This window comes from Paractinoplanes tereljensis, from assembly GCF_016862435.1.
GTDB lineage: Bacteria > Actinomycetota > Actinomycetes > Mycobacteriales > Micromonosporaceae > Actinoplanes > Actinoplanes tereljensis.
Genome location: NZ_BOMY01000002.1, coordinates 14,268 through 33,534 on the forward strand (window position 1 = coordinate 14,268; position 19,267 = coordinate 33,534).

Annotated in this window: 22 protein-coding genes; 9 read left to right on the forward strand and 13 right to left on the reverse strand. The window is 69.6% G+C overall.

The features are described 5' to 3' along the window. Nucleotides 1-104: 104 nt before the first annotated feature. A complete protein-coding gene (gene pdxS / locus Ate02nite_RS01315) occupies nt 105-1,004 on the forward strand; it encodes a pyridoxal 5'-phosphate synthase lyase subunit PdxS (protein ID WP_203797709.1) in 900 nt (299 codons plus the stop codon). On the opposite strand, the gene Ate02nite_RS01320 is transcribed toward pdxS, so the two are convergent. Genes Ate02nite_RS01320 through pgsA form a run of 4 tightly spaced genes read right to left on the reverse strand, consistent with a single transcriptional unit; the run spans nt 1,005 to nt 4,224 of the window. Then, a complete protein-coding gene (locus tag Ate02nite_RS01320) occupies nt 1,005-1,541 on the reverse strand; it encodes a hypothetical protein (protein ID WP_203797711.1) in 537 nt (178 codons plus the stop codon). A gap of 25 nt (nt 1,542-1,566) precedes the next feature. Then, complete coding sequence (locus Ate02nite_RS01325; RefSeq protein ID WP_203797712.1) at nt 1,567-2,721, reverse strand: glycosyltransferase family 4 protein; 1,155 nt, start codon at nt 2,719-2,721, stop codon at nt 1,567-1,569. A gap of 10 nt (nt 2,722-2,731) precedes the next feature. Beyond that, a complete protein-coding gene (locus Ate02nite_RS01330; protein WP_203797715.1) occupies nt 2,732-3,595 on the reverse strand; it encodes a phosphatidylinositol mannoside acyltransferase in 864 nt (287 codons plus the stop codon). Further along, on the reverse strand, nt 3,592-4,224 hold the full coding sequence (gene pgsA, locus Ate02nite_RS01335; protein ID WP_203797717.1) for a phosphatidylinositol phosphate synthase: 633 nt from the start codon (nt 4,222-4,224) through the stop codon (nt 3,592-3,594). The genes Ate02nite_RS01330 and pgsA overlap by 4 nt, the downstream gene beginning before the upstream one ends. A gap of 195 nt (nt 4,225-4,419) precedes the next feature. Between pgsA and Ate02nite_RS01340 the strand changes: the two genes are divergently transcribed. After that, a complete protein-coding gene (locus Ate02nite_RS01340; protein WP_203798885.1) occupies nt 4,420-6,579 on the forward strand; it encodes an elongation factor G-like protein EF-G2 in 2,160 nt (719 codons plus the stop codon). A 146-nt stretch (nt 6,580-6,725) separates the two neighbouring features. Here the strand turns inward: Ate02nite_RS01340 and Ate02nite_RS01345 are convergent, their stop codons facing one another. Beyond that, a complete protein-coding gene (locus Ate02nite_RS01345) occupies nt 6,726-7,895 on the reverse strand; it encodes an FAD-dependent monooxygenase (protein WP_203797719.1) in 1,170 nt (389 codons plus the stop codon). A 44-nt stretch (nt 7,896-7,939) separates the two neighbouring features. Between Ate02nite_RS01345 and Ate02nite_RS01350 the strand changes: the two genes are divergently transcribed. Further along, nucleotides 7,940-8,521 carry a TetR/AcrR family transcriptional regulator gene (locus tag Ate02nite_RS01350; RefSeq protein ID WP_239147050.1) on the forward strand — a complete coding sequence of 194 codons (582 nt, stop codon included), beginning with the start codon at nt 7,940-7,942 and terminating at the stop codon, nt 8,519-8,521. Here Ate02nite_RS01350 and Ate02nite_RS01355 read toward each other — a convergent pair. Together Ate02nite_RS01355 and Ate02nite_RS01360 are read right to left on the reverse strand one after the other, a co-directional pair. Then, a complete protein-coding gene (locus tag Ate02nite_RS01355) occupies nt 8,490-8,945 on the reverse strand; it encodes an HIT family protein (protein ID WP_203798887.1) in 456 nt (151 codons plus the stop codon). The genes Ate02nite_RS01350 and Ate02nite_RS01355 overlap by 32 nt on opposite strands. 82 nt (nt 8,946-9,027) lie before the next feature. Continuing rightward, nucleotides 9,028-9,915, reverse strand: coding sequence for an ADP-ribosylglycohydrolase family protein (locus Ate02nite_RS01360; protein ID WP_203797721.1), 888 nt, complete (start codon nt 9,913-9,915; stop codon nt 9,028-9,030). A gap of 96 nt (nt 9,916-10,011) precedes the next feature. On the opposite strand from Ate02nite_RS01360, the gene Ate02nite_RS01365 reads away from it, so the two are divergent. The 4 genes from Ate02nite_RS01365 to Ate02nite_RS01380 all read left to right on the forward strand — a co-directional run bounded on the left by Ate02nite_RS01365 (nt 10,012) and on the right by Ate02nite_RS01380 (nt 14,632). After that, complete coding sequence (locus tag Ate02nite_RS01365; RefSeq protein WP_203797724.1) at nt 10,012-10,701, forward strand: response regulator transcription factor; 690 nt, start codon at nt 10,012-10,014, stop codon at nt 10,699-10,701. A 17-nt stretch (nt 10,702-10,718) separates the two neighbouring features. Further along, nucleotides 10,719-12,098: a HAMP domain-containing sensor histidine kinase gene (locus Ate02nite_RS01370; protein ID WP_203797726.1), complete on the forward strand. Its 1,380-nt coding sequence runs from the start codon at nt 10,719-10,721 to the stop codon at nt 12,096-12,098. 219 nt (nt 12,099-12,317) lie between these two features. After that, a complete protein-coding gene (locus Ate02nite_RS01375; protein WP_239147051.1) occupies nt 12,318-14,462 on the forward strand; it encodes an RICIN domain-containing protein in 2,145 nt (714 codons plus the stop codon). Nucleotides 14,463-14,479: 17 nt separating this feature from the next. Then, entirely contained in the window at nt 14,480-14,632 is a 153-nt protein-coding gene (locus Ate02nite_RS01380) for a hypothetical protein (protein WP_203797728.1), read from the forward strand. Here Ate02nite_RS01380 and Ate02nite_RS01385 read toward each other — a convergent pair. Together Ate02nite_RS01385 and Ate02nite_RS01390 are read right to left on the reverse strand one after the other, a co-directional pair. Then, entirely contained in the window at nt 14,617-15,642 is a 1,026-nt protein-coding gene (locus Ate02nite_RS01385) for an adenosine deaminase (RefSeq protein WP_203797730.1), read from the reverse strand. The genes Ate02nite_RS01380 and Ate02nite_RS01385 overlap by 16 nt on opposite strands. 13 nt (nt 15,643-15,655) lie before the next feature. Beyond that, nucleotides 15,656-16,417 (reverse strand): trans-aconitate 2-methyltransferase, encoded by a 762-nt coding sequence (locus Ate02nite_RS01390; RefSeq protein WP_203797732.1) that lies wholly within the window; start codon nt 16,415-16,417, stop codon nt 15,656-15,658. Between the two features lie 67 nt (nt 16,418-16,484). On the opposite strand from Ate02nite_RS01390, the gene Ate02nite_RS01395 reads away from it, so the two are divergent. Beyond that, on the forward strand, nt 16,485-17,462 hold the full coding sequence (locus Ate02nite_RS01395) for an aldo/keto reductase (RefSeq protein ID WP_203797734.1): 978 nt from the start codon (nt 16,485-16,487) through the stop codon (nt 17,460-17,462). Continuing rightward, complete coding sequence (locus Ate02nite_RS01400; RefSeq protein ID WP_203797736.1) at nt 17,456-17,686, forward strand: hypothetical protein; 231 nt, start codon at nt 17,456-17,458, stop codon at nt 17,684-17,686. Before Ate02nite_RS01395 ends, Ate02nite_RS01400 begins: the two co-directional genes overlap by 7 nt. Before the next feature lie 106 nt (nt 17,687-17,792). Here the strand turns inward: Ate02nite_RS01400 and Ate02nite_RS01405 are convergent, their stop codons facing one another. The 4 genes from Ate02nite_RS01405 to Ate02nite_RS01420 form a co-directional block, all read right to left on the reverse strand. After that, complete coding sequence (locus Ate02nite_RS01405) at nt 17,793-17,996, reverse strand: cold-shock protein (RefSeq protein WP_030440218.1); 204 nt, start codon at nt 17,994-17,996, stop codon at nt 17,793-17,795. A gap of 286 nt (nt 17,997-18,282) precedes the next feature. Next, nucleotides 18,283-18,552, reverse strand: coding sequence for a DUF4235 domain-containing protein (locus Ate02nite_RS01410; RefSeq protein WP_203797738.1), 270 nt, complete (start codon nt 18,550-18,552; stop codon nt 18,283-18,285). Next, a complete protein-coding gene (locus Ate02nite_RS01415; RefSeq protein WP_203797740.1) occupies nt 18,549-18,812 on the reverse strand; it encodes a DUF3618 domain-containing protein in 264 nt (87 codons plus the stop codon). The genes Ate02nite_RS01410 and Ate02nite_RS01415 overlap by 4 nt, the downstream gene beginning before the upstream one ends. Beyond that, complete coding sequence (locus Ate02nite_RS01420) at nt 18,809-19,243, reverse strand: phage holin family protein (protein ID WP_203797742.1); 435 nt, start codon at nt 19,241-19,243, stop codon at nt 18,809-18,811. The genes Ate02nite_RS01415 and Ate02nite_RS01420 overlap by 4 nt, the downstream gene beginning before the upstream one ends. Nucleotides 19,244-19,267: the final 24 nt, after the last annotated feature.

The window sequence follows — 19,267 nt, forward strand, 5'->3', positions numbered from 1 at the left end:
GTAAAGGAGGTCGAGCAGGCCACCAAGGGGTTGATTGGCCATCGGAGGCGGGGGGTCTCGTGCGTACGATCCGTATTAACCAACCCCGTCTGAGGAGCCACCCCATGTCTAGCGATAACCAGCCCGCCGTCGGGACCGCGCGCGTGAAGCGCGGGATGGCGGAGATGCTCAAGGGTGGCGTGATCATGGATGTGGTCACGTCTGATCAGGCGAAGATCGCCGAAGACGCCGGGGCCGTCGCGGTCATGGCGCTGGAGCGGGTGCCGGCCGACATTCGCGCCCAGGGTGGCGTGTCCCGGATGTCCGACCCCGACATGATCGACAGCATCATCGAGGCGGTGTCGATCCCGGTGATGGCCAAGGCCCGGATCGGGCACTTCGTCGAGGCTCAGATCCTGCAGTCGCTCGGTGTCGACTACGTCGACGAGTCCGAGGTGCTGACCCCGGCCGACTACGCCAACCACATCGACAAGTGGCAGTTCACCGTGCCGTTCGTGTGCGGGGCCACCAACCTGGGCGAGGCGCTGCGCCGGATCACCGAGGGCGCCGCGATGATCCGCTCGAAGGGCGAGGCGGGCACCGGCGACGTGTCCAACGCGACCACCCACATGCGCAAGATCCGGCAGGAGATCCGCCGGCTGCAGACCCTGCCGGAGGACGAGCTGTTCGTCGCGGCCAAGGAGCTTCAGGCGCCGTACGACCTGGTCAAGGAGGTCGCCGAGGCGGGCAAGCTGCCGGTCGTGCTGTTCACCGCGGGTGGCATCGCGACCCCGGCCGACGCGGCCATGATGATGCAGCTGGGCGCCGAGGGCGTGTTCGTCGGTTCCGGCATCTTCAAGTCCGGCAACCCGGCCCAGCGGGCCGCCGCGATCGTCAAGGCCACCACCTTCCACGACGACCCGGACGTGCTGGCCAAGGTGTCGCGCGGCCTGGGCGAGGCGATGGTCGGCATCAACGTCGACGAGATCCCGCAGCCGCACCGGCTCGCCGAGCGCGGCTGGTGACTAGACCGTTTCGAGAGGCGAGGTCGGGGTAGCCGGCAACGGCACCTCGGCCACGCGCTCCGGCAGGGTCGGGTCCTCGATGTCGAAGTACTGCGGGCGGGGGTAGCGCCGGGCCATGCCCAGGGCTCGCACCAGCGGCCGATGCCGGGCGGTCAGCGCGTCGCGCACGTGGTCGGTGTGCACCTGCCGGGCCAGCACCGCCCGCCGGCTCGTCGCGATGAGCTGGCGTTCCGCCTGGTCCAGACCGTGTGGCGTCGCCGCGCGAAGCTGGCGGGTCAGGTCGTTCTCGGCCTGTTCCCGTTCGTCAGGAGCGGCGTCCAGCGCCAGCCGGGCAGCCGCGTACAGCTCGACGTTGTCGTGCTGCTCGGCGACGACCGCGGCGGCCGCGGCCCGGCGCACCAGGTGGGCGTCGAGGGCCCGCTCGGCCGACTGTGCCCGCACGTGCACCCGCTCGACCCGGTGGGCCGTCCAGCCGAGGTAGGCGGAGAGAAGCACGACGAACGCGACCACCCCCACGACCCACCACATGCGGGGCATCGTAGTGCCCTTTCGTTTCGCCCGGTCAGGTGCCCGAACGTGGCTCTGACCACTCTTCGTCGATGACCCGCCCGTCGGTGGCCTCGATCGCGGTGGCGTAGACCTCGAGGACGCGCAGCGCGACGCTGGGCCAGTCGAAGGCGGCGACGGCGACCCGGGCCGACTCGATCAGGGTGGCCCGCCGGGCCGGGTCGTCGAGCAGTTCGCCCAGCAGAACGCCCAGCGCATCGGCGTCGCCGGTGGGGAACAGCGCCCCGGCCCGGCCGCCGTCCAGGACCCGGCGGAACGCGTCGAGGTCGCTGGCGGCGATCGCGGTGCCGGCCGCCATCGCCTCGGTGAGGATCATGCCGAAGCTCTCGCCGCCGGTGTTGGGCGCCACGTAGACGTCCACGCTGCGCAGCATGCGAGCCTTGTCGGTTTCGGACACGAGACCCAGAAATGTCACCCGGTCGCGCAGGTGAGCCGGGAACTCGCCGTAGAGATCCTCGCGATCACCCGGCCCGGCCACCAGAAGCCGCAAACCCGGCCGCGCCTCGGCCAGCGGGACAAAAGCCGCACGCAGCAGGTCGAAGCCCTTGCGCGGCTCGGTGAAGCGACCGAGGAAGCCGAGCGTGCCGCCGTCGCCGGGCCAGCCGTCGAGCCGCTGGGCCGAGGCGAACTTCGCCACCGCCACCCCGTTGGGGATCTCCACCGCTCCCCCGCCGAGGTGCTCGACCTGCACCTTCCGGGCCAGCTCGCTGACCGCGATCCGCGCGGTGATCTTCTCGATCACCAGCTGGAGCAGGCCCTGCGCGACCGACAGCGCCCGCGACCGGGTCATCGCGGTGTGGAAGGTGGCCACCACCGGCCCGCGCGCGGACAGCACGGCCAGCATGGACAGCGACAGCGCGAGCGGCTCGTGCACGTGCAGCACGTCGAAGTTGCCCCGGGCCAGCCAGCGCCGCACCCGTGCGGTCGACACCGGCCCGAACGCGATCCGGGCGACCGACCCGTTGTAGGGGAACGGCACCGCCCGGCCGGCCGGAACCACGTACGGCGGGAGGTCGGCGTCCTCGTCGGCGGGAGCGAGCACGCTCACCGAGTGACCGAGTCCGATCAGCGCCTCGGACAGGTCCATGATGTGGTTCTGCACGCCGCCGGGCACGTCGAAGGAGTAGGGCGAGACGATCCCGATCCGCATGATGGCCTCCCTACAGCCACAGTTTCTGCAGCATGTGCCAGTCCTGCGGGTGTTCCGCGATCCCCTCGGCAAAGGCGTCGGCCAGCAGCTGCGTGGTGGCCTTGACCCGCTCGTCCAGGGCGCCGGCGGTCGGCGGGGTGATCCGCCGGAGAACCGCGTAGGTCTGGGTGGGGGTGAAGGACAGATCAACGGCGAAGAGCGGCGCACCGGTACGGATGGCCAGGATCGCCGGGCCGGCCGGCATTCGCGTGCGGCCCCCGAAGAACGTCACGTCGACGCCGTTGCGGGAGAGGTCGCGGTCGCCGAGCAGGCAGACCAGCCAGCCCTGGCCGATCCGCTCGGCGAGCACGTCGAGCGGCGCCCGCGGGCCGCCGGTGAGCGGGACGACCTCCATGCCGAGCTTTTCCCGGTACGCCATGAACTGCCGGTACACACCCTCGGGCTTGAGCCGCTCGGCAACCGTCACCATCGGCCAGCCGTTGGAGACCACCCAGGCGGCGGCCGCGTCCCAGTTGCCGGTGTGCGGCAGCGCGAGCACCGCGCCACCCCCGTCGGCGGCGGCCTTGCGGAGCCAGTCGTAGTGCTCCGGCGAGATCCCGAAACCGTCCAGGAAGCTCTGCTTGGACTGCGACGGAAGCCGGAACGCCTCCAGCCAGTAGCGCGCGTAGGAACGCAGCCCCGCACGTACGGCATCTTCGGGAATGTCGGGGTTGACCTGCTGAAGGTTGCGGCGAAGCCGCTGGGTGCCAGGCCCGTTCTTCTGGTACGCCCGGTCGGCCGCGGCGTTGAACAGCGCCCGGGCCGCCGGCAGCGGCAGCATCCGGACCAGCCGCCAGCCGGCGACGAAGCCGAGCTCGGTGAGCCGATCCTTCATGCCACCGGCTCGGCCGCAGGCGGAACCGGCTCGGTACGGCCGGCGTGAATCAGCCGCTGGAAGACGGTTACCACGGAGAGCGTGGCGAGCACCCACAGCGCGGCGGGCAGGCCCCAGTCGAGTCCGGCGGCGCCGAGCAGGCCGCCGACACCCAGGATGAGCAGGCGTTCGAGGCGCTCGGCGATGCCGACGTCGGCGTTCAGGCCGAGGCTCTGGGCGCGGGCCTTCACATACGAGACGACCTGGCCGGCGACCAGGCTGATCAGGCAGGCGATCATGCCGCCGTACGGATTGCCCTGGCCCGCCAAATACCACACGACGGCGCCGAAGACCGCGCCGTCGGCGATCCGGTCCATCGACGAGTCGAGCAGGGCACCGAACTTGCTGGTGCCGCCGCGCATCCGGGCCATCGTGCCGTCGAGCGCGTCGGTGAGCGCGCACGCGGTGACGACGATGGTCCCCCAGAGGAGGTGCCCCTGCGACCCCAGCCAGGCGCCGAAGAGCACGCCGATGGTCCCGGCGACGGTGACGGCGTTGGGTGTGACGCCGATCTTCAGCAGGAATCGGGCGGTCGGAATGACCACGTGCGACACGACAGCACGCGCGGGAACGTTGACGATCTTTGCCATGGCCGTCCCACCTTATCGGCGCCCGGGGAGGGACGGCAGGATCCGCCCCCTGCGTGGCCGTATCGTCATCTCCGCAAAAGGACCAAAGTCCCCTTTCCTGATTGGCGACTACAAAGGGTTGCCACCACCACAGCAGCGGGTGTGGGATTCAGGAACAGCGTCGTAACAGTCATGAAACGGACAGGAGCGGCCGCGATGGCGCAGAAGACCTCGGAGAAGGGGCTCAACGGCGCGGCTGCGCCGGTGGTGACCGAGCCCGGCAGAGTACGCAACGTGGTGCTGGTGGGTCATTCGGGTTCGGGCAAGACCACCCTGGTCGAGGCCCTGCTCGCCGCCACCGGGACGATCCCGCGGGCGGGCACGGTGACCGACGGCACCACGGTGTCGGACCACGATCCGGCGGCGGTCCGCCAGCAGCGCTCGGTCGCGCTGGCCTGCGCCCCGCTGGTTCACCAGGACGTGAAGATCAATCTGCTCGACACCCCCGGCTACGCCGACTTCGTCGGAGAGCTGCGCGCCGGCCTGCGGGCCGCGGACGCCGCGCTCTTCGTCGTCTCCGCGGTCGACGGCATCGACGAGGCCACCACCGCCCTGTGGGAGGAGTGCGCCGCGGTCGGCATGCCCCGAGCCGTCGCGATCACCCGGCTCGACCACCCCCGGGCCGACTACGACGGCACCCTCGAGGACTGCCAGGAGGCGTTCGGGGAAAACGTCATGCCCACCTACCAGCCGATGCTGGGCGACGACGGCCAGTCGATCGCCGGCCTGCTGGGCCTGGTCACGCTGCGGGTGCTGGACTACTCCGAGGGCTACCCGCCGCGGGTCGGCGAGGCCGAGCCGGAACACCTCAACCCGATCGCGGACGACCGCAACACACTCATCGAGGGGATCATCGCCGAGAGCGAGGACGAAACCCTGATGGACCGCTACCTCAGCGGCGAGCTGGTCTCCACCGACACGGTGATGACCGACCTGGAGAAAGCGGTCGCCAAGGGCAACTTCTACCCGGTCATCCCGGTCTGCTCGGCCACCGGCGTCGGCCTCGACGCGCTGCTCGACGGCCTGGTCTCGGCCGCGCCGTCGCCGCTCGAACACGACCTGCCGGTGGTCACCGGAGTGGACGGCTCGCCACGGCCGCCGCTGGTCTGCGACCCGGCCGGGCCGCTGGTCGCCGAGGTGGTCAAGACCACCATCGACCGGCACGTCGGGCGGGTGTCCCTGGTCCGGGTCTTCTCCGGCACGCTGAAACCCGAACAGGTGCTGCACGTCTCGGGGCACGGCCTGGCCGAACGCGGCCACCCTGACCACGACGCCGACGAGCGGGTCGCCCACGTCTACTCGCCGCTCGGCAGTCAGCTGCGTGAAGTTCCCTACTGCGTGGCCGGCGATATCTGTGCGATCACCAAGTCCGGTAGCGCGGAGACCGGGGACACGCTCTCCGGGAAGGAACAACCGCTGCTCATCGAGCCGTGGACCATGCCGGAACCACTGCTGCCGATTGCGGTGGTCGCCAAGACTCGGTCTGACGAGGACGCGCTCGCTAAGAACCTGGGGCGTCTCGTCGCCGGGGATCCGACGCTGCGGCTCGAACGTAACGTCGAGACCCATCAGTTGGTGCTCTGGACTATGGGCGAATCACACGCTGACGTGGTGCTCGACCGGCTCCGGTCTGGCGGCGTTGAACTCGATACCGAGCCGGTTAAGGTGCCGCTGCGGGAGACGTTCGGGGCTACCGCTAAGGCTCAAGGACGTCACGTGAAGCAGTCCGGGGGCCATGGGCAGTACGCGGTGTGTCATATCCAGGTGGAGCCGCTTCCGCGTGGGTCGGGGTTTGAGTTTGTCGACAAGGTGGTGGGCGGTGCGGTGCCGCACAACTACATTCCGTCGGTCGAGAAGGGCGTGCGCAGTCAGCTCGAGCGGGGGCTGGTTTCTGGCTATCCGGTGGTGGATCTGCGGGTGACCCTGTTCGACGGGAAGGCGCATAGTGTCGACTCTTCCGACGCCGCGTTCCAGACTGCGGGGGCACTGGCGTTGCGTGAGGCAGCGGCGGCTGGGCAGGTGACGCTGCTGGAGCCGATCGACGAGATTGCGGTGCGGGTGCCGGAGAACTACGTGGGCGCTGTGATGAGTGATCTGTCGGGGCGGCGGGGGCGGCCGCTTGGGTCGGAGTCTGAGCCGGACGGCGTCCACAGTCTTGTGCGGGCCGAGGTTCCAGCCACTGAGCTGATCCGGTATGCCGTTGAGCTGCGGGCTCTGTCTTCTGGGTCTGGGACCTTTACTCGTACCTATATTCGGCATGAGCCTATGCCTCTGCATTTGGCTGAGGCCGTTCGTAAAGAGCACTCTGCCAAATAGTTGCGCTGGGGCGGTTTTGGGCGGCTCTCTTACGCTGGGACGGTTTTGGGCCGGGGATGACCATGCTGGGCGGTGGAGCATTTATGCCCTGCATGGTCATCCCCGGCCCAAAACCGTCCCAGCGCGAGCAATACAAACCCACAAACCTAAAGAGCGATCGCGTTGGCCGCCTCGTGCATAGGAGCGAGGACCTTATCGATAACCTGCTCCTTGCGCGGGTGGAACTTGAGGGTCCGCATGCCGTAATTGCGGAACGCGATGGAGAGGCGACCCCCCGGGACCATGTCTTTGGCCATCTTGCGGCCGAACGCCATGTTCTTCTCGACATACGGACGCATCGTCTGCTCGTACTCCTCCAGGCCGTCCGGCTTGCCCAAAGTCTCGGCCAAAACGTAGGCACCCACCAGGGCCAGGCTGGTTCCCTGGCCGGACGCCGGGGACGGGCAATGGGCGGCGTCGCCGAGCAGTACCACCCGGCCTTTCGACCAGGCATCGAGCTCGATCTGGCTGAGAGAGTCGAAGTAGAAGTCGTCGGCTTTGTCGATTGACTCCAGGAATTTGTCGGTTTCCCAGCCGAGGCCGGCGAAAGCCTCCTTGACCAGTGCCTTCTGTGCGGTGACGTCGCGGCGGTCGTGGCCCAGTGGGGGTGAGGCGAAAGTCAGGCCCACCTTGGCGGGCTGGTCGGCTCCCATGGCGTAGGCGAAGGCCAGGCGGCCGGGCCGGGAGTACATGAACTCCTCGCGGTCGATCTTCAGGTGGTTGGGGACCTCGAAGATGGAGATGTAGGCGCCCAGATGGGTGGGCTCCACCTCGCCGAAGGCCAGCCGGCGGGTGGTCGAGTGCAGGCCGTCGGCGCCGACCACGTAGTCGAATCGGCGTGGCGCCCCCCGCTCGAACGCCACGTCGACCCCGTCGGGACCGTCGGTCAGGCTGGTGATCGAGTCGCCGAAGACGTATTCGACGTCGTTCTTCGTGGCGTCGTAGAGGATATGGCCGATGTCGCCTCGCATCAGCTCGATGTCGTCGCCTTTGCGGCCCATCAGGAGGCTGGCGGGGAGGGCGGCGATCTGTTTGCCGACCTTGTTCACGTAGGTGATCTGTTCCATGCCGCAGTCGAGGGCTCGGCAGGCCTCGTAGATGCCGAGCCGCTTGAGCACCTCGGTGCCGGCGCCGCGCACGTCGACCTTGTAGCCGCCGGCGCGCAGCGACGGCGCCCGCTCCACGATGGTGACGTCGATGCCGCGGCGGCGCAGGCCCAGCGCCAGGGCGGGACCGGCAACGCCGGCTCCGGAGATCAGTACCCGTGAGGTCGTCATGGGAGTACTATACAAACGTCTTACACGTTTGTATAGAAGTTAGGATGGCGACTGTGGGGCACAAGGAAGATCTGCTGGCCGGGGCCAAGAAGTCGCTGTATGAGAAGGGCTACGCGCGCACTACGGCGCGCGACATCGTGGCTCTCTCCGGCACCAACCTGGGCTCGATCGGCTATCACTACGGCTCCACCGAGGCGCTGATGACGACCGCGATGCTCAGCGCCATGGAGGACTGGGGAGACGCCGTGTTCACGGCGCTCACCGGGCCGGGCATCGAGGGCGAGGAGCCGATGGTCGGCTTCTGGCGGCGGATCGTCGGGTCGATCACCCAGCATCGGCCGTTGTGGCTGGCCAGCGTCGAGGTGATGATTCAGGCCGAGCACAACCCGCAGCTGAGCGCGCAGCTCGCCGACGGCATCGAGCAGGGGCGGCGAGGGATGGCCGCGCTGATCACCGGCACGCCGGAGGACGAGCTCGACGATCAGACGGTGCGCACGGTCGGCTCGATGCAGATGGCACTGATGTCGGGGGTGCTCACCCAGTGGCTGGCCAATCCGGCGACCGCGCCCACCCCGGAGGAGATCGTGGCCGGGATCAGAGCGCTGGCCACGCCTTCGCGAGCATGACTCGGGTGTCGGTCAGCAGCTGAGGCAGCACCTTGGTGCGGCCGATCACCGGCATGAAGTTGCCGTCCCCGCCCCAGCGCGGCACCACGTGCTGGTGCAGGTGCGCGGCGATGCCGGCGCCGGCCACCGAGCCCTGGTTCATCCCCAGGTTGAAACCGTGCGGGCTGCTCACCGATCGGATGACCCGCATCGCCCGGCGGGTGAACGCGGCCACCTCCACCGTCTCGTCCTCGGTGAGCTCGGTGTAGTCGGCGACGTGCCGGTAGGGGCAGATGAGCACGTGCCCCGGGTTGTACGGATAGAGGTTCAGCACCGCGTAGACGAGCTCACCGCGCGCCACCACCAGGCTCTCCGCCTCGGCCAGGCCGGGCGCCAGGCAGAAGGCGCAGCCGTCGGGCCGGTCCTCGCCGGTGATGTAGGTCATCCGGTGCGGGGTCCACAGCCGCTCCAGCCCGTCCGGATCGCCGGTCTCGACTTGCTGCTCCGTCACGTCCAGCAGACTACGGTCATTCGCCCGCGGCTGTCGCCGCGGCCAGCCAACCCGGCAGCGGTTCGCGGGCCGAGAGCCAGGCCGGCGGGATGCCGTCCAGACCGGTGTACGCGGCCACGATGCCACCCGCGATCGCGCAGGTGGTGTCGATGTCCCCGCCGGCCGCGATGCAGGCCGCGATCGCACCGGGGTAGTCGCCGAGGAAGCGGTTGGCCACCCAGATCGCGAATGGAACGGTGTCCCGCGCCATCGCCCGGGCACCGCTGCCGAACTCGTAGGCCGCCTCCGCCGCACTGCGGACCCGGGTCGCCGCGATCAGGTCGTCGCGGATGCGCCCGGCCGGCGTGTGCGACGCCACCACTCGCAAAAGGTCCGGTTTATCGCCGTCGAGCCGGCCGGCCGCAGCCGCCGCGGCCGCCACCGTGACCGCCACTCCCCCGGCGATCCCTTCCGCGTGTGCGTGCGTGACCTCGGCGGCCCGCGCGCCCTGCACGGCCGCGTGCACGAGCGAGTCGGCATGCCAGGCACCGAGGGGCGCGGCCCGCATGGCCGCGCCGTTGCCGGCTGAGCCCTGCCCGTCAAAAGCAGCAGCCGCCGCGATCGGCCACGGCAGGCCGTCGCGGATCTCCCGCAGCATCAGCATCGCGCCGGCGCCGTAGCCTCGATCGGTGTCGTGATGACGGGCGAGCAGGTCGGCGAACCGGTCCCGGTCGAAGTCGCCCTCGGCGAGCACCGCGACGAGGCAGCACGCCTGCTCGGTGTCGTCGGTCCACTCCCAGGGCGCCGGCGGATCGTCCGAAATGTCGGCTAGGGACGAAGCCCCGAGGGCGTCGCCAACGCTCAGACCGGCCAGGCTCTCCAGAGCCAGCGCCAGCCTTGTACCGGGAAACAATGTGAACGACATCGGCACATCGGATGGTATTCGACCACGCAGAGTGATCGAAAGGTGTCCCTCAATCACGGGTTAGGCGCCACCCGCGCTTGGCGCTACGGTCTTCGCATGGCCACGGTGTTGCTCGTCGAGGACGATCACGTCGTGCGTGGCGCCATGCTCCGATCGTTGACCGATCGGGGCCACGCCGTGCACGCCGTGGGCACCGCGCTGGACGCACTGCGCCGGGTCGCCGCCGAGACACCCGACCTGGTCGTGCTCGACCTCGGACTGCCCGATCTGGACGGTTCCGACGCGCTGCGGATGCTGCGTGGCATCACCGACGTGCCGATCATCATCGCCACCGCGCGTGACGACGAGCAGACGGTGGTCCGGCTGCTGCGGGCCGGCGCCGACGACTACATGGTCAAGCCGTTCACCGGCGCCCACCTCGACGCGCGCATCTCCACGGTGCTGCGCCGGGTGGGCCGGGCCAGCCGCACCGCGCAGCCGGCCGTGCACGAGGTCGGCGAGCTCCGGGTGGACATCGGCGAACGCAGTGCCAGCCTGGGCGACCAGGTGCTGGCCCTGACCCGCAAGGAATTCGACCTGCTGGCATACCTCGCGGCCCGACCGGGCCGGGTGGTCTCCCGTCGTGAGCTGTTGGAGGAGGTATGGCGACAGCCATCGGTCGGCGAGGACCAGACGATCGACGTCCACCTTTATTGGCTGAGGCGGAAACTGGGCGAATCCGCGGCGAAGCCGCGCTACCTGCGCACCGTGCGGGGGGTCGGATTCCGGTTGGTGGCGCCGGACTGAGGTCCCGGCTGGCCGCGATGACCGCGGCCACCACGGCCGTCGCCGCCCTCGCCTTCCTCGTCCCGCTCGGCTGGGAACTCCGCTCGGACCATCGTGAGCAGGTGATGGCCGCGGCCGAACGGCACAGCGCCACGGTGGCCGGCGCGATCGCCGCGGGCGCCAACCAGAAGGGCCTCGCCGCCGCCGTCACGGCGGCGGGCGGCGCGGTGGTGCATCCGCCGACCGGCAACGTGCCGGGCCGGGTCAGCGCGGCCGAGGTGCAACGCACGGCCGACAGCGGCGACATCCGCACCATCGACATCTCCGATGGGGTGGTACGCCTGGAGCCGGTGACCGTGGCCGGCAAGACATCGGTCGTCGAGATCTTCGTACCGGCGGCCGATCTGGCGGGCAGCACCGGCCGCAACTGGCTGCTGCTGCTCGGCATCGCACTGGGTTTGATCGCCGGCTCGGTCTTCGTGGTCGACCGGCTCGCCCGGGGCGCGGTCAACTCGGCCCGCAACCTGGTGCAGGCGGCGCTCAAGGTGGGTGACGGCGACCTGGGCGTCCGCATCCAGCCGTCCGGCCCGCGCGAGCTGGCCGAGGCCGGGTACGCGTTCAACCGGATGGCCGACCGCCTGGTCACCGCCCGCACCGACGAGCGCGAGTTCGTCGCCGACCTGTCGCACCGGTTGCGCACCCCGCTGACCGCGCTGCGCCTGGACGCCGAGGCGCTCGACCCGGACGACACCCAGGTGGGCATGCTCGACGATGCCGAATTGGACCGCCGACGTGGGATCCGGCGCATCCGGCAGGCGATCGTGACCCTCGAGGGTGAGGTGAACGAGCTGATCAACACCACCCGGAAGGCGGTCGCGGCGCAGGTCGCGGAGACCGTCGCCGACGGTTTGTGCGATGCCAGCGAGGTCGTACGCGAACGGATGATGTTCTGGTCCGCACTGGCCGGAGACCAGAACAGGCAGTACAAAGTCATCGGTGCGCATCTGCGAATTCCGGTTCCGGTCGCCCGGGCCGAACTGGCTGCGGCCCTCGATGCCGTTCTCGGTAACGTGTTCCGCTACACACCGCAGGGCACCGCATTCGAGGTGGGCATCTCCCGGCGTGACGGCTGGGTTGCGGTCCGTGTCGAAGATGCGGGGCCCGGAATCCCCGACCCGGAGAAGGCGATGCAGCGTGGCCAGAGCGACCAGGGTTCGACCGGTCTCGGCCTGGACATCGCCCGCCGTGCGGCCCAGTCCACCGGCGGTTCGGTCAGCCTCGCCCGATCGGCGATGGGCGGGGCCAGCGTGGTGATGCTGTTGTCCGATGCCGACGCCGTTCCCAAGCAGGCCAGCCGATTCGGATTGGTCGGCCGACTCGCCCGGGAACGGACGAACAGACCGGGCAGGTCCGAGTGAGCCCGATTACGCAAGACGGTGCAACAGTTGCTTAGAAATGGATTAAAGGCGTTCCGCTCGCGGGGCCGGACTGGCAGTCTTCCCACCGATCCCATCCGGCTCTCCGGTTCGGAGCCCGCAAATCGTCCCCGCGAAACGAACCGGCGGAGTCAGCGCGCGGTGAGAGGCGGTAACCCCATAACCGCTTCTCACCGCGCACCCGCCAAGCAAGGAGAGGATTTGTCGATCCACCGCCGGCCGCTCGCCGCGAGCGCGCATCGCCGGATGGAGCGTCCCTGGACCCATCGGCTGCTGCCGGTCGGCCTGGGCCTCGCGGTGCTCGGCATCGGCGGCGTGGTGGGACCGAGCGTGGTCGAAGAGGTCACCGGTGGTAGTTCTCAGCAACTCGAGCTGACCTCGCTGCCCGAGGACGACCCCGGCCAGGGCCTGGTCTACGAAGGACTGCAGACCGCCAAGACCGACGCGATCTGCGCCGGCACCTACCAGCTCGACGAGCAGACCTGCACGACCGGCCCCGACCCGGCGCCGGCCGGTCTGGCGGTGCGCCGCGACGTCGTGCCGGTGACGTCGAAGGCCCCCGAGCCGGTCCAGCCGACCCTGGAAGTGGCCACCGTGCCGAGCGACGCGGAGATCGCCCGCGACCTGGGCGGCAGCGCGCTGACCGCGGATGCCCCGGCGCTGGTGCCGGACGCGGCACCCGGCGAGGCCGACTTCATCATGGGCTCGAACGGGGTCGCCTGCGAGGCCGACGGACGCAGCGGCAAGCGCGTCCAGGTGCTCTACCTGCACGAGTTCGGCACCCCGTCGCGTTACACCGACTTCCTCGGCTCGATCCGCACCTGGACCGCCGGGGTCGACCAGATCTTCGACGAGAGCGCGGCCGAGACCGGCGGCTCCCGGCACATCCGTTTCGTGACCACCCCGCAGTGCCGGGTCGACGTGGCCGAGGTGCAGCTGGCCCCCGACCAGCTCTCCTCGTTCGCGACAAGCGTCAAGGCGCTGCAGACGCTCGGCTACAACCGCAACGACCGCAAATACCTGATGTTCGCGGACGCGAACGTCTACTGCGGCATCGCGACGTTCATCGCCGACCGCCGGGCCGGCCTGGGCAACCGCAACAACGGCGGCCCGTCGTACGGCCGGGTCGACTCCGGCTGCTGGAGCTCGGTGATGGCGGCCCGGGAGCTGACCCAGACGCTCGGCGCGGTGCTTATCGACACGCCGAACTCGAGCGGCGCCGGTGGCTGCCTGGACGAGTACGACCTGCTCTGCAACGCCGACCGGTCCGGCCAGCCGGTGCGCAACGTGTGCCCGAAGAAGCACGAGAACCGGCTCGACTGCGGCCACGACGACTACTTCAGCACCAACCCGAAGCCGGGCAGTTACCTCGCGACCAACTGGAACATCGCGACCAGCGAGTTCCTGCTGCGTAGCGACGGCGGTGACGACATTCCGGACGCGATCGGCGCACCGGAACCGGCCGCCACCCCGAGCGACGTCGCGACGTCGCCGGCCCCCGGAGCCAGCACGACCGCCCCGGCCACGGCCGACCCGGGCGCCGGTGCGACCCCGACCGTCCCGGCGCCGCCCGCGACCGGCGACGCCCAGACCGGCCAGCAGCCGCCGGCCGCCGACCCGTCCACCCAGCCGGTCGGTTCCCGGGTCAACCAGATCACCAACCAGGTCGCCCAGGCCCCGGTCCAGGCGGTCGTCGAGATCCGCGACGCGGACAGCAGCTCGGTGCGGCTGACCTGGAGCGCGGCGGCGCCCACCGCGACCTACGAGGTGTGGGTCGGCGACTCGCCGATCGCCACCACGAAGGCGACCCGGGCCCGGCTGATCGGTCTCAAGCCGGACGCGAAATACCAGGTGACGATCAAGTCCGGCAGCACGTACGCGGCCAAGGGGGAGGCCGAGACCGCCCCCGCCGCCCGGCCGGCCCAGAACACCTGGTTCACCCTGACCAACGCGCTGACCGGCGGGGCCGCCGACCTGTACGCGGCCCGCACCGCCAACGGCACGCCGCTGACCCTGAGCGAGGCCGACGGCAACGCCCAGCAGCAGTGGCAGCTGGTGCCGGCCGGCAACGGCTCGTACTCGCTGGTCTCCCGGGCCACCGGCAAGTGCGTGGTGCCGCTGGACGGCAACCCGGTCGCCGGCAATCCCCTGGTGCAGGGTGACTGCGGCACCGACGACGGGGCCCGCTGGCAACTGCAGGCCTCGGAATACGGCTTCACCCTGCGCACCACGGTCGGTGACCTGGTGGCGGGGGTGGGTGAGCAACGCTTCGGCGCACACCGGGTTCTGGTGCTCCAGAACGGCAACGGACAGCGCCACCAGAGCTGGACAGCGGTACCCGACTGACCGGAGGCGACGGCGAGATGCGCGACACCCTGGAAAGACGCCAGACCGAGCCCGATGAGGGCCCGGCCCGGTTCAACAAACGGCGAATGATCCGCTGGATCGCGATCCTCACCATCGGCATCATCGTGGTGCTCGCGGTCTGGCAGGAACCTCTCTACGCGAGGTTCTGAGACGTGTAGGCGTCGATCTCGGCGATCAGGGCTTTCTTCCCGGCCGGGGAGAGGAAGCTCTGATCGACCGCCGCCGTGGCCAGCCCGGCCACGCCGCGGTTGTCCAGGTCGAGCAGCCGGGCCGCCACCGCGTACTCCTCCTCGAGCGTGGTGCCGAACATCGGCGGGTCGTCCGAGTTGATGCTGAACGGCACGCCCGCGTCCCGGAACAGCGGCAGCGGGTGCTCGTCGATGCCGGCGACCGCGCGGGTGCGGACGTTGGAGGTCGGGCTGATCTCCAGCGGGATCCGGTGCTCGGCGAGGTACGCGACAAGCTTCTCGTCGCCGATCGCGGAGATGCCGTGCCCGATCCGCTCGGCGCCGAGGTCGTGCAGCGCCGACCAGATGGTCTCCGGCCCGGTGGTCTCGCCGGCGTGCGGCGCGCTGTGCAGGCCGGCCGCCCGTGCCTGGTCGAAGTACGGCTTGAACTGCGGCCGTGGCACGCCGACCTCCGGCCCGCCGAGGCCGAAACTGATCAGCCCCTCGGGCTTCTCGTCGAGGGCGATCCGCAGCGTGTCCTCGGCGGCGGCCAGGCCGGCCTCGCCGGGGATGTCGAAGCACCAGCGCAGCTCGATGCCGAAGTCGTGGGCGGCGCCCCGGCGGGCGTCCTCGATGGCCTCGCAGAACGCCTTGGCCGCGATGCCGCGCTTGACGCTGGAGTACGGCGTGATGGTCAGCTCGGCGTACCGCACCTGCTGACGGGCCAGCTCCCGGGCCACCTCGTAGGTGAGCGTCCGGACGTCCTCGTCGTCGCGGATCAGGTCGACGACGGTCAGGTACACCTCGATGAAGTGCGCGAAGTCGCTGAACGCGAAGTAGTCGGCCAGCGCGGCCGGGTCGGCCGGCACCGGCGACCGGCCCTCGTGCCGGGCGGCCAGTTCGGCCACGATCCGCGGCGAGGCCGAGCCCACGTGGTGCACGTGCAGCTCGGCCTTCGGCAGTCCGGCGATGAACGAGGTCAGGTCGGTCACCGATGGTTCCTCTCTACAGGGCGGTCCGCGCCACCACGAAGATCCGGCGGAACGGGAACGCGACGTGTCCGTGTGCCGCCGGGTAGGCGACGGCCAGTTCCCGCCCCAGGTCGGCACGGAAGCTCTGCCAGGCATTCTCGTCCAGGGCCGCCTTGACGGGCCGCAACGCCGTGCCCTCCATCCAGCGCAGCACCGGGTGATCTTCGCCGCCGGCCGGTAGCAGATGCACGTAGGTCGTCTCCCAGGCGTCGACGCTCGCTCCGGTCGCCAGCAGCAGGTCGGCGTACCCGGTCGGTTCGTCGACCGGCGCCTCCCTGGTCACGTGCCCGACGTCGTAGCGGGCGGCCACGGCTCGCAGCAGGCGGTGCGAGGGCGCGTCGAAGTTGCCGGGGACCTGCATGGCCAGCCAGGCGCCGGGCGGCAGCTCGACGGCCCAGCGGGCGAGCAGGTCGCGGTGCCCGTCGACCCACTGCAGGGTGGCGTTGGTGACCAGCACGTCGACGTCGGGGCCGGGCTTCCAGTCGCGCACGTCGCCGACCTGGAACCAGGCGGCGCCGCCGTGCGCGACCGCCTTGTCGATCATCTCGGCCGACGAGTCGACCCCGGTGACCCGGGCCTCCGGCCAGCGCTCGGACAGGGTCAGCGTCAGCTCACCCGGACCGCAGCCCAGGTCGACCACGGCGCGCGGGCGGTCGGCGTCGATCCGGCTGATCAGGTCAAAGAAGGGCCGGGAACGCTCGGCCCCGAAGCGGCGGTAAACGGCGGGATCCCACATCCGAAAATCCTCCAAACCGTACGTACGTCTTGCAAGAAGATAGCAGAGATGGCGGTAGGGTTCGGCCGTGGAAAATCGCACCTTTTCGAGGATGGGCCGCACCGTCGGCGTGATCGGCCTGGGCGCCTGGCAGCTCGGCGCCGACTGGGGTGAGGTCAGCGAGTCCGACGCGCACGCGACCCTGCAGGCGGCGGTCGACGCCGGCGTCACGTTCATCGACACCGCCGACGTCTACGGCGACGGTCGCAGCGAGCAGATCGTCGGCTCCTTCGTCAAAGACAAACCGCAGCTGACCGTCGCCACCAAGATGGGCCGGCGGATGGCCCAGGAGGTCGGCAACTACACGCTCGACAACTTCCGGGCCTGGACCGACCGGTCCCGCGCCAACCTCGGCGTGGACACGCTCGACCTGGTCCAGCTGCACTGCCCGCCCACCCCGGTGTTCTCGTCCGACCAGGTCTACGACGCTCTGGACACGCTGATCCAGGAAAAGCGGATCCGGGCGTACGGCGTGAGCGTCGAGAAGGTCGACGAGGCCCTGGCCGCGATCGCCCGGCCGGGCACCGCGAGCGTCCAGATCATCCTGAACGCGTTCCGGCTCAAGCCGCTCGAGAGGGTGCTGCCGGCCGCGGCCGAGGCGGGCGTCGGCATCATCGCGCGGGTCCCGCTGGCCAGCGGCCTGCTGTCCGGGCGCTACGACGAGCACACCACGTTCGCGGCCGACGACCACCGCAGCTACAACCGGCACGGCGAGGCGTTCGACGTCGGCGAGACGTTCTCCGGCGTCGACTTCGCGACCGGCCTGGAAGCTGTCCGCCGGCTGCGCCCGCTGATCCCGGCCGGCGCCACGATGGCCCAGTTCGCCCTGCGCTGGATCGTCGACCAGCCCGGCGTCACGGTGGTCATCCCGGGTGCCCGCAATCCGTCGCAGGCGGCGGGCAACGCGGCGGCGGCCGGCCTCGCGCCGCTGCCGGCCGAGACTCTTCAGGCGATCACCGATGTTTACGACGAGCTGATCCGCCCGGCGGTGCATGACAAATGGTGAACGAACCGGCACCGAGTCCTAAACTCAAAGGCTGGCTGCCGATGGTGGTCGGCATCCTCGCACTGGTGCTCGGTGGACTGTGGACACTTCAGGGCCTCGACATTCTCACCGACAGCAAGATGAGTGGCAAACAAGCTTGGACATTCGTCGGTGGCGCACTTGCCCTGTTCGGTCTGATCCTGGTGGTGTTCGGAGAGCGCGCCCGATCCCGGTCTAAAAGATAAGACATTTAAAGAAAGCCCCCGCGCTATACAGCGCGGGGGCTTGTTGTTTGTAGAGCCGATCTCCGCCAGGCGATCGGCAGCCGGTACGAAGACCGGCGTTGTGGTCTCAGAGCGGGCGAACCTGCTCCGCCTGCGGGCCCTTCTGGCCCTGGGCGATCTCGAACTCGACCCGCTGGTTCTCTTCCAGACTGCGGTAACCGCTCATCTGGATGGCCGAGAAGTGGACGAACACGTCGGCACCCCCACCATCGACGGTGATGAAGCCGAAGCCTTTGTCCGCGTTGAACCACTTCACGGTTCCTTGCGCCATACTGAACTCTCCCTCTGGAAATGCCGGCCCCGTTCCGCAGCCCGGGCCGTTGACCGTTTTCGAGCAGCGGCGCCGTTGGAGGCAGACCTTGCAGAGGACGTCCCATCCGTCACGACTCGGGTCTTGACGGAAGCAGCGAACCACATACGCAAAAACTGGCCACACTGTACCCGAAAAGGTGCCCGTGAAGCTCCCCCTCGAGCCACTCGAAATACACGTCGGCTGATATGGAAAAGGCCCCCCACTTCGCTCTCGCGATGTGGGAGGCCGTACCAGTCGGAGCTTCTTAGTCGGGCCATTGGCCGGTAAGTTTGCGGACGCTGGAAGCGCCGCCTCGATCGACGGCCGCCTTCACGAGCGCGAAGATCGCACCCTGCAACGCGGCCGCCGCGAGGACTTCGCCCCAGCCGCGGTCCTCGTCCGTCGCGTTAGGTGAGTCGTCGTCGCCGGTGGCGATCTTCCAGACCTGCTTGAACGCGAAGCCGGCGACCGCACCGGCCGCCACCCCCAGCAGGATGCCGACCGGCTTGTACGCGATCTTGCCTACCTTGCTCAACGCTTCCTCCCCCGAACCACCAGAATGATCCCGACCACCGCGACCAGGCCCGCGAGCACCAGGGGCAGCGGCACCGGCGAGGTGGCCACCGCCTCCCGGGCGCGCACCTTGGCCACCTCGACCTGGTCTTTCGCGCGGGCCTTCACGTCGGCCTTGGCCGCCAGGGCCTGCACGGTCTCGCCCAGGTCGGCGCGGGTCTGCTTGATCTCGGCCCGCAGCTCATCGATCGATGGTTTGGGCTCCTTGGCCGTCTCGCTCATGCTCTTCCCCGATCCCGGACGGCGTGCTTTACCTCGTCCACGTCAGCCTTCACGCTAGCGATCGCGGCGGCGGGCTCCGGTGGCACGGCTTTGGTCACCTGATTCTTGCCGATCAGGGCCAGCACACCGGCGAGAAGGAAGAGCGCGACCGTCCAGATCAGGGCGGCCAGCCAGAGCGGTAGGAACAGGTCGAACACGATGATCAGCGTGGCGATCGCGGCACCGATGCCGTAGAGCGCCAGCACACCACTCGTGCCGAACAGGCCGACTCCGATGCCCGCGTGCTTGCCCTTCTCCGCGAGCTCCGCCTTGGCCAGCGAGATCTCGTCACGAACCAGGCGGGACAGTTGCTCGCTCGCCCGCTGCACCAACTCCGCGGTGGACTGCTCCGCGACCGGTCGAGCCGGCTTGCCGTTCAGGACGTCGGCCATCGTCGTTCCCCTTTCCCCACACGA

Excerpts from the sequence above, each read along its gene's own strand:
- pdxS (WP_203797709.1), top strand. The coding sequence starts at position 105 with ATGTCTAGCGATAACCAGCCCGCCGTCGGGACCGCGCGCGTGAAGCGC.
- Ate02nite_RS01320 (WP_203797711.1), bottom strand. The coding sequence starts at position 1,541 with ATGCCCCGCATGTGGTGGGTCGTGGGGGTGGTCGCGTTCGTCGTGCTT.
- Ate02nite_RS01325 (WP_203797712.1), bottom strand. The coding sequence starts at position 2,721 with ATGCGGATCGGGATCGTCTCGCCCTACTCCTTCGACGTGCCCGGCGGC.
- Ate02nite_RS01330 (WP_203797715.1), bottom strand. The coding sequence starts at position 3,595 with ATGAAGGATCGGCTCACCGAGCTCGGCTTCGTCGCCGGCTGGCGGCTG.
- pgsA (WP_203797717.1), bottom strand. The coding sequence starts at position 4,224 with ATGGCAAAGATCGTCAACGTTCCCGCGCGTGCTGTCGTGTCGCACGTG.
- Ate02nite_RS01340 (WP_203798885.1), top strand. The coding sequence starts at position 4,420 with ATGGCGCAGAAGACCTCGGAGAAGGGGCTCAACGGCGCGGCTGCGCCG.
- Ate02nite_RS01345 (WP_203797719.1), bottom strand. The coding sequence starts at position 7,895 with ATGACGACCTCACGGGTACTGATCTCCGGAGCCGGCGTTGCCGGTCCC.
- Ate02nite_RS01350 (WP_239147050.1), top strand. The coding sequence starts at position 7,940 with ATGGCGACTGTGGGGCACAAGGAAGATCTGCTGGCCGGGGCCAAGAAG.
- Ate02nite_RS01355 (WP_203798887.1), bottom strand. The coding sequence starts at position 8,945 with ATGACCTACATCACCGGCGAGGACCGGCCCGACGGCTGCGCCTTCTGC.
- Ate02nite_RS01360 (WP_203797721.1), bottom strand. The coding sequence starts at position 9,915 with ATGTCGTTCACATTGTTTCCCGGTACAAGGCTGGCGCTGGCTCTGGAG.
- Ate02nite_RS01365 (WP_203797724.1), top strand. The coding sequence starts at position 10,012 with ATGGCCACGGTGTTGCTCGTCGAGGACGATCACGTCGTGCGTGGCGCC.
- Ate02nite_RS01370 (WP_203797726.1), top strand. The coding sequence starts at position 10,719 with ATGACCGCGGCCACCACGGCCGTCGCCGCCCTCGCCTTCCTCGTCCCG.
- Ate02nite_RS01380 (WP_203797728.1), top strand. The coding sequence starts at position 14,480 with ATGCGCGACACCCTGGAAAGACGCCAGACCGAGCCCGATGAGGGCCCG.
- Ate02nite_RS01390 (WP_203797732.1), bottom strand. The coding sequence starts at position 16,417 with ATGTGGGATCCCGCCGTTTACCGCCGCTTCGGGGCCGAGCGTTCCCGG.
- Ate02nite_RS01400 (WP_203797736.1), top strand. The coding sequence starts at position 17,456 with ATGGTGAACGAACCGGCACCGAGTCCTAAACTCAAAGGCTGGCTGCCG.
- Ate02nite_RS01405 (WP_030440218.1), bottom strand. The coding sequence starts at position 17,996 with ATGGCGCAAGGAACCGTGAAGTGGTTCAACGCGGACAAAGGCTTCGGC.
- Ate02nite_RS01415 (WP_203797740.1), bottom strand. The coding sequence starts at position 18,812 with ATGAGCGAGACGGCCAAGGAGCCCAAACCATCGATCGATGAGCTGCGG.
- Ate02nite_RS01420 (WP_203797742.1), bottom strand. The coding sequence starts at position 19,243 with ATGGCCGACGTCCTGAACGGCAAGCCGGCTCGACCGGTCGCGGAGCAG.